The organism is Bacillus cereus group sp. BfR-BA-01524 (assembly GCF_022662595.1).
Taxonomy (GTDB): domain Bacteria; phylum Bacillota; class Bacilli; order Bacillales; family Bacillaceae_G; genus Bacillus_A; species Bacillus_A thuringiensis_S.
This window is the reverse complement of record NZ_JAKUDW010000177.1, coordinates 1-4,759: the sequence shown is the minus strand read 5'-3', so window position 1 is coordinate 4,759 and position 4,759 is coordinate 1. Positions and strand designations below refer to the sequence as shown.

The following is a 4,759-nucleotide window of genomic DNA, read 5'->3' as shown; positions in this document are numbered from 1 at the left end:
TTATCATTTCACATAACATTCCCTAATTTTTTTGACTAGATGCTCTCCAATCACGAAAAGATGTTGGGCGTCCAGAAAAAGCTCTTTGCTTTGTAACAGATGGTTTTTCTTCAGGAGTCGTTGTTTTTTCTTTAAGAGTCGCTGGTTTTTCTTTAAGCGTCACTGATTTTTCTTCAAGAATAGTCACAGCTGTTTGCATTTTCTCTAACTGTTCTTTCAACAATTGTTGTTCAATCTTTAAATCCGTAAGTAAACGTAAAATCATCTCAGAATTAGCCATAAAGATCCTCCTTCCCCCAAATACACAGAATAAAATACAATATGTAGAAGGCGGAATACCGGTGACAAAAATAAGGTCGTCAACTCTTTTAAACTTCCAAAGTTCTTTTATTTTTTTAAGGACCTGCTCCATTCATCCTTAAAAACATAAATTAAATTAAATCCATTATTAAATGGTCTTTATGGAAGGAGGAGTTAATATGGGCTATGGCGGTAGTTGTGGTGGAGGCTGTGGTTTCGGCGGTGGATTTGCCTTACTTGTTGTGCTCTTCATCTTATTAATCATCGTTGGCGCTAGCTGTTGGGGCGGCGGATTCGGCTGCTAAGGAGAGGCACTCTTGAGAGTGTCTTTTTTTTGATATGTGACTCGTATACATATTGTTCAAATCTATATAATTTTTAAAAATATAGTTTTAAAGCATATTTCTCAATGAATAAAACAACTTAACATGGTAAAATAATATTTGGATGGGAGTCCAATATATTATTAAAATTAAGATGGTTCAAGTCGAAGAAAGGCACCTTAGGGTGTCTTTTCTTTATGAAAAATATCTAACTATCAACCTTTTCCTTATGACTTCTATCATCAACAAAGGGTGATACAAACTATTACATATGTTTGTACCACCCTTTATTGATGCGTTTAGACTTCACAGGTGTTGAAGTTTTAGACTTCTCCCTTAGTGTACCCATCTTATTAGAACATCCTGTAATCTGTAGACAAAATGTAGCTAATAAAAACAATATTAATAATTTCTTCAATAAATCCTCCTACATACATAAAACACCATATGTTACAAAACAAACATAACATCAACTCTTCATAAAAACAATATAATCCTCGGTCCTTAAGCTATCTCTTAACATAGGAGTACCGCCACATATCCATTTTTAAAATATCCCCTACTTAAGGAATTTGTAATTATCAAGTAAGAAAAACGAAAGCTTTGTTTCCTATAATCAAAATATAAAGTGAAGGAAGAAAGGTTATTTCTGGGATTAATATGCATGTGACAAGAGAAGAAAGCTACGTTTTTTTAGAATAATAATATTAGTATGTCCAAGTTTTGGAGATTGCTTGCAAATATTTTGAAGTTTTCGCGCCAGAATTCTAATTACCATACCTGTTTTGTACCATCACATATTGGAGGTTAAAACATGAATAAAAAAAAGAAAATACAAAGATCAGTACTTACCTTTACCCTACTCTTTTCTTTAGGCGTTTCATCTTTCCCGCTTACAGCAACTATTCACGCAGATACACGCGAGGAACAATCTGCTGAAAAGAAACTAGTCTCTTTAACGGAGCGTACATCATTATTTTTTGAATATCTCCAGCAAGGTAAGTATGCAGAGGCACTACAGTTGACGTCTACTGCTTTTCAATCTAAGTTTACAGCAACCACATTACAAAACTGGTGGACAAAAAGTGGCTGGAGCGGGATAAAAAGCATGGGAACCCCCGTGATAAAAGAACGAAACTTGGTCCATCAGACGGTGGAAATTCCAGCAGCTACCGAAGGAACTACCATACCGCTACTCCTTAAATTCACACCTGGCGGGAAAGTAGATGAAATTGGAGAAAGGCCACCCGAGGAATCTTATACCATCCCACATCCTATCTATGATCAACCTGACTCCTATCAAGAACGTGAAATCGTCATTGGAAATTCTACCTATCCGTTACCAGCGACATTAACAGTTCCGAAACATAAGCGTGGTGAAAAGGTACCCGTCGTTGTTCTTGTGCATGGTGCTGGCATCCATGATCGCGATGCTACCTATTTGGGAACAAAAATCTTACGCGATCTTGCGGTAGGCCTTTCATCCAACGGAATTGCAGTGTTGCGCTATGAAAAACGCACCTTAGAACATGCATTAAAGATGAGTGCAGAACCTGTTACATTAGACCGTGATACTACAGATGATGCCATATATGCAGCAAAGTCAGCAGCGCAGCAGGAAGGCATTGATCCAAATAATATTTTCATTCTCGGACATAGCCAAGGAGCTGGCACAATGCCGCGTATACTGAGCAAAGCGCCTTCCTCACTTGTTCGAGGAAGTATCTTACTCGCACCACCTGCACGCCCTTTGACTGACACTGCCATTGATGTGAGTCAATACCTTGGGGCGCCAAAGGAAGTAATCGATGAACTAAAAAGACAGTTCGCTTTTATCCTGGATCCCACTTTCAATCCTGACCATCCGCCAGCTGGCTACAATTTTCCGTTTCCGTCTCCTCATTTTATGTATGATGTTACTAGGTGGCGTCCAGTTGAGGAGGCAAAATCACGAAAAGAGCCTTTATTCATTCTGCAAGGGGCACGCGATTATCAAGTAACAGTAAAAGATGACTATACAAAATGGCAGGAAGGACTTTCAAACAGCGGGAATGTTCATTTCAAAGAATATCCGAAATTGAATCATTTCTTCACGGAGGGTGACGGGGAATTAAGTCTTCCAAGTGAGTACGAAATCCCTGCAAATGTTCCCGAGTACGTCATCCAGGACATTATTACATGGGTCAACGAGACAAAAAAATAAGAAAACATCAAAAGCCTTCATGCAATCATCATTGCGTGAAGGCTTTTTGAAACTAGTGATTCAGACATATCTATTATAATTATATTTTTCTACGCACTAAATAAAAAGCTAAGGACCCCATCATAACAGGTGCAACGAAATAAAAGAAATATGAAAAAGAAAAAGTAAAAAGAAAAAGAAATGGTATAAGTGTATAGATAACTGCTAGTCCTATAAATAAAGGAATTCCAAATTGAAACTCTCTACATCGTTTAATTTTCCTATATAAGACTTCCCCAATTAGACAAGCTATAAGAGCTGGTATACTACCATAAGTAACGATAGTTTTTATGAATCCCTGTAAAACGTCGGGGTGAATAAAGCTAGGATTAAAAATATATGAAATCAAGAACCATCCAAAAATACAAGCAAACAGACTTGCAGCATAACTAATTACAAATTTTATCAAAGTAAGCAACGTAATCATCCCCACAATTTCCTAGTATTATCTTCATTTTATCATTTTCTCTTAAAAAGATTCCAAAAGGGTATACTTGCCCTTCAGCTTTCTTTTTTAACGCTTGTTTAAGACCTATTTTTTGATGTTATTTTATATAAAAACTTCTGGGAGCAACCTGTTCTGTTAGGTTGATGAGCATCAGATGCCTCTAACATTTCGAAAAAATCACGCTAAGCCAAAAAACATAATAAGCTGTCCGTATGAGCAGCTTATTTACATAAAAAAGACACCCTAAGGTGCCTTTCTCCGACTCGATAACCACTTTAATTTTACTAATGTGTATTGGACTTTCCATCCTCAATGAATGGAAAGTAGAGATGCTTCAATTATGTACCGATCTGGAGCGTCTCCTATATAGTCAAAAGGATAACAAGTTGTTAATGTTAATGTCGGCTCACTTTTTTCTACAATAACTGTTCGATCTTCTGAATCTGTTATCCAATGCTTGTTAATTTCATATGTATATGTTTTATTTTCATATTCCACGATAAGTTGGTCATCTTCCTTTAATTGACCAAGCTCGGTAAAAACAGTATCTCTATGTCCACTTAAAACTGTATGGCCATTTCCAGATGGTGTAGTAGTTAAGTCACTAACAAACATACCTACACCCTTTTTTAGTACTTTATCATCGGCTCCCCAATATATAGAGTATTTCTTTTGTATTTTAGGGATAATTAAATATGCTACTTTATCTCCTAACTGATGGTTTACCTTTGAAGCAGGAATTTGTACAGGTTCTTCTTGTAATGAAGTGTCAGTCTTTATCTCTGTCTCTGTTTGATTGATGTTTTGCGTTTCATTTTCTTTAGAAGATGTGGAGATCTCATATTGTTTAGCCTCGTTAGTTGTTAACGACTCTGCTGATTGCCTAGCACTATACCATTCTAGAAAATAATAGGAAAAGATAGTAAGTCCAATAACAGTTAAACATAAGCCTATCCATTGTTTTTTATTCACTTTTATCACTCCATTTGAAAACGACAGGATTTCTCCTGCCGTTTTAAGGAACTATTTTATGCGTTTGTCTTTTTACGACGGAACATTAATACAGATCCAGCTAATGCTAATCCTAAGCTTGCTAGCATCATTGTAACACCGTTTGATGCTGTATTAGGTAATTTTTCACCTTGTTTTTTCGTTTCTTTTTTCACAACTGTATTAGTATTTTTCTTTGTTTCTTTTGCAGTTGTTTGAGGCTTAGTTTGTTCTTGTTTATTATTTGTTGTTTGGTTGTTTTGTTTTGAATTCTCTTGCTTAGTGTTTTCTTGTTTAACAGGTTCTTGTTTAGTGTTTTCCTGTTTAGTATTTTCTTGTTTAGGTTGTTCTTGAGGTTTAGTAGTTTCTTTATTTTCTGTTGTAGTATTTGTGCTCTTTGGATATTTATAATCTTCACATGGAATGCCGTCTTTATCATTATCTAAACGGTGCGGA

6 protein-coding genes and 1 pseudogene are annotated in these 4,759 nt (G+C 36.0%); 2 read left to right on the top strand and 5 right to left on the bottom strand.

What is annotated here, in order from left to right:
- Positions 1-22: 22 nt before the first annotated feature.
- Complete coding sequence (locus MR170_RS29705; RefSeq protein ID WP_029441764.1) at positions 23-280, bottom strand: hypothetical protein; 258 nt, start codon at positions 278-280, stop codon at positions 23-25.
- 199 nt (positions 281-479) lie between these two features.
- Between MR170_RS29705 and MR170_RS29700 the strand changes: the two genes are divergently transcribed.
- Together MR170_RS29700 and MR170_RS29695 are read left to right on the top strand one after the other, a co-directional pair.
- On the top strand, positions 480-605 hold the full coding sequence (locus MR170_RS29700) for a YjcZ family sporulation protein (RefSeq protein ID WP_000540377.1): 126 nt from the start codon (positions 480-482) through the stop codon (positions 603-605).
- Positions 606-1,437: 832 nt separating this feature from the next.
- The gene (locus MR170_RS29695; protein ID WP_242310472.1) at positions 1,438-2,826 is read left to right on the top strand and encodes an alpha/beta hydrolase; all 1,389 of its coding nucleotides are present in this window, start codon (positions 1,438-1,440) and stop codon (positions 2,824-2,826) included.
- 79 nt (positions 2,827-2,905) lie between these two features.
- Here MR170_RS29695 and MR170_RS29690 read toward each other — a convergent pair whose 3' ends face one another.
- The 4 genes and pseudogenes from MR170_RS29690 to MR170_RS29675 form a co-directional block, all read right to left on the bottom strand.
- A complete protein-coding gene (locus MR170_RS29690; protein ID WP_242310470.1) occupies positions 2,906-3,292 on the bottom strand; it encodes a hypothetical protein in 387 nt (128 codons plus the stop codon).
- A 25-nt stretch (positions 3,293-3,317) separates the two neighbouring features.
- Positions 3,318-3,410, bottom strand: a pseudogene (locus tag MR170_RS29685) (GNAT family N-acetyltransferase); the annotation flags it as partial.
- Positions 3,411-3,622: 212 nt separating this feature from the next.
- On the bottom strand, positions 3,623-4,285 hold the full coding sequence (locus MR170_RS29680; protein WP_016082649.1) for a class D sortase: 663 nt from the start codon (positions 4,283-4,285) through the stop codon (positions 3,623-3,625).
- 56 nt (positions 4,286-4,341) lie between these two features.
- The coding region (locus MR170_RS29675) for an excalibur calcium-binding domain-containing protein (protein ID WP_242310468.1) at positions 4,342-4,759 on the bottom strand (418 nt) is incomplete at its 5' end.

Excerpts from the sequence above, each read along its gene's own strand:
- MR170_RS29705 (WP_029441764.1), bottom strand. The coding sequence starts at position 280 with ATGGCTAATTCTGAGATGATTTTACGTTTACTTACGGATTTAAAGATT.
- MR170_RS29700 (WP_000540377.1), top strand. The coding sequence starts at position 480 with ATGGGCTATGGCGGTAGTTGTGGTGGAGGCTGTGGTTTCGGCGGTGGA.
- MR170_RS29695 (WP_242310472.1), top strand. The coding sequence starts at position 1,438 with ATGAATAAAAAAAAGAAAATACAAAGATCAGTACTTACCTTTACCCTA.
- MR170_RS29690 (WP_242310470.1), bottom strand. The coding sequence starts at position 3,292 with ATGATTACGTTGCTTACTTTGATAAAATTTGTAATTAGTTATGCTGCA.